Source organism: Streptosporangium sp. NPDC049644 (genome assembly GCF_040675205.1).
Lineage (GTDB): Bacteria > Actinomycetota > Actinomycetes > Streptosporangiales > Streptosporangiaceae > Streptosporangium > Streptosporangium fukuiense.
On sequence record NZ_JBFAOJ010000281.1, the window covers coordinates 1 to 1100 of the forward strand.

3 protein-coding genes are annotated in these 1100 nt (G+C 67.9%); all 3 read left to right on the plus strand.

Annotation, left to right across the window (positions count from 1 at the left end):
* Positions 1-290: hypothetical protein (locus AB0J58_RS45125; RefSeq protein ID WP_364228036.1), on the plus strand; the 290-nt coding region annotated here is incomplete at its 5' end.
* 84 nt (positions 291-374) lie between these two features.
* Positions 375-917: a hypothetical protein gene (locus tag AB0J58_RS45130; RefSeq protein WP_357795827.1), complete on the plus strand. Its 543-nt coding sequence runs from the start codon at positions 375-377 to the stop codon at positions 915-917.
* Positions 918-919: 2 nt separating this feature from the next.
* Positions 920-1100: hypothetical protein (locus AB0J58_RS45135; RefSeq protein WP_364228039.1), on the plus strand; the 181-nt coding region annotated here is incomplete at its 3' end.

Consider the following 1100-nt stretch of genomic DNA (forward strand, 5'->3'; position numbering starts at 1 on the left):
GGGTGGGGGTGGAGAGCTTGGTGTCCGGCATCCCGGTCATCGCGCACCCCACACCGGGGCTCAAGGAGTCCCTTGGTGCGGCCGGTGTGTTCGTCGACCGCAGCGACCTCGACGGGTGGGAGAAGGAGATTCGACGTCTCCTCACTCCTCGCGCGTATGGCGCCGCGTCCAAGCGGGCTATCGCTCGCGCTGCGGAGCTCGACCCCGCCGAGGATCTGGCCCGGTGGTGCGGCGCGATCGAATCCCTGACTCAGCAGCGTGCCCGCCTGCGTGCTCTCGCGAGACTCTAAGGAGGCGACGTGGCGAACTTGGCGACCAAAGCTGACCTAGCGGCTCGTCTCGGACGGGACCTGACGTGCGATGAGGATGCCCGCTTGGATGCGCTGCTCGCGGATGCGTCCGCGCTGGTGCGCTCCTACACAGGCCAGAATTTCGGGCCGGCAACGTCCACGGTGACGCTGCGGTCGCAGGCCGGGATGATCCTCCTGCCGCAGCGGCCCGTCACCGGGGTTACGTCTGTCACCGCGATCGGCATCAACGGCGCCCCGGATGTCGGCATCGTCGACTATTGGTGGGACGGCCTGGACAAGATCCGCCTTGGTGAGGGCACCTTCGTGATCAACCTGCCGGAGATCTGGTGGGACGAGGACGACGGCTACCCCGGCACCTACCGGGTCGTCTACAGCCACGGCGCCGAGGTGCCGCCGGATGTGGTCATGGTCGTGTGCGGCATGGTGTTGCGCACCGTCACCGCCCCCACCGCGGTAGGCGGCATCACCTCGGAAACGATCGGCCCTTACTCCTACCGGCTTGAGTCCGCTGGCGTCGGCACGATGGTGTCGCTGTCAGAGGCGGAGCGAAAGACCCTCGACCGGTACCGGCGGACGACTGGCATGATCTCTGTGCGGGTGGGGTGACGATGAGGATCCTCGCGAAACTCCATGCTTACCCGCCCCACCACAACGCCGGCGCCGAGTGGGCTGCTCACAGTCTCCTGCGGGCTCTCGCGGCGCGCGGTCACCGGGTCGAGGTGCACCTGTCGGAGGTGACCGACTCCCGGGAGCCGTTTGCGCTGGACGGGGTGCAGGTCATTCCGCCTG